The following is a 1304-nucleotide window of genomic DNA, read 5'->3' as shown; positions in this document are numbered from 1 at the left end:
ATATCAACATTAGCTAAGTTTGACTCAGCATTTTTAACTATCTTAAGGCTACCTCTATTATTTAATGCAATAACACCAACTTTATCTGGAACAATCTCAGCATATTTTTCAGATAAATTTGGATGAGTAACCACATAAACTTTATCGAATGCTTTTAAATAATCTGGGGTTTGAGTTTGCAATCTACGCGGGGTGTCATATTCCGTTTTAATTTCATACGCTGTAGATGTTCCGTTAAAAATTGCAATATCAACAATAGACTTTCCGACATGAAGCTCACTTAATAATGATGAGGTCCGGGGACTATGCCTCCCAAAAACTATTCGATTTGCTACTTCTGTTTTGTAAACATACTCATTTCTATAATTCCTGGATAACTCTTTATAACATTCACTAAAAAATGTATGTAATGGTTGTCCATCCTGCTTCATTTCATCAGAGAAAGACACAAAATCCAAGACATTAGACGGTTCTCTTCCCTTGGCTAAAGCCTCGAAAACTGGGCGGCTGAACACCCTTGAAAAAACTCTTATATTATCGATACTTAGCGCCATTGGATAATCCATCATAATATTCACTGTTATATAATAGCACAATCATACCGTGAAAAAAATTGTCATATCTCGCATAATCGTTACTGCATTTCAAATCATTAAAATAGTCTATTTCCAGTAAAATCTTTCTTAAAATATATTTATCAACCATTACAACATAATCAATCGGTGTCTGTAATTTTCATTACATCATAAACGCTCATCTCTTTAATATGTCTGTTTTTATTTATAAAAAAGTAGAATTGGCGTAAAAAATCATTTTCTACTACTTTCATAGCTAAAGGTCGGTCTGCATCTCTGATATGATACCCTTGTCTAATTACCTTATAGTCATCTTCATCTCTATAAATCAATCGTGATATTCTATCATCTGACAGATGCACTTTTTTTCTTTCTGACCAAGCAAGTAAATCAAGCATTGGTATTATTCTATAGCTCATTAACTTTTTTATTGTCCCATAACCAAATCTTACTGCATCAAGCGGTGCAGGTTTTACACCCTTAACTTTTCGCCATTGTGGTAATGATATTCGCAGTGCCTCTGCTATCTCATCATCACTTCCAGCCGCAAGATCGATTTCTAACATAATTGTAGTAGGAAACTGTTCAGGGATTTTTTCGGATATGTATTCGTTCTCAATAGTGGAATCAATCTTATATTGTTCTGAATTAGCTCTTATGAATAAAGCCTTTTTCATACAAGCAAAACTGATATTAGCTATTCGATCTACCGTGGTTATAAAAAAGTAT

At 33.3% G+C, this 1304-nt stretch carries 2 protein-coding genes; both read right to left on the bottom strand.

The window, feature by feature from the left end; genetic code table 11:
* Window positions 1–554: sce7726 family protein (locus INF61_RS22545; RefSeq protein ID WP_227413536.1), on the bottom strand; the 554-nt coding region annotated here is incomplete at its 3' end.
* A 161-nt stretch (window positions 555–715) separates the two neighbouring features.
* Window positions 716–1304, bottom strand: a 589-nt coding sequence (locus INF61_RS22540; RefSeq protein ID WP_227413535.1) for a DUF6387 family protein, incomplete at its 5' end; no start/stop codon positions are given.

It is taken from the genome of Enterobacter cloacae complex sp. P18RS, assembly GCF_014982105.1.
Lineage (GTDB): Bacteria > Pseudomonadota > Gammaproteobacteria > Enterobacterales > Enterobacteriaceae > Enterobacter > Enterobacter hormaechei_C.
This window is presented reverse-complemented; position numbering and strand designations above follow the sequence as displayed.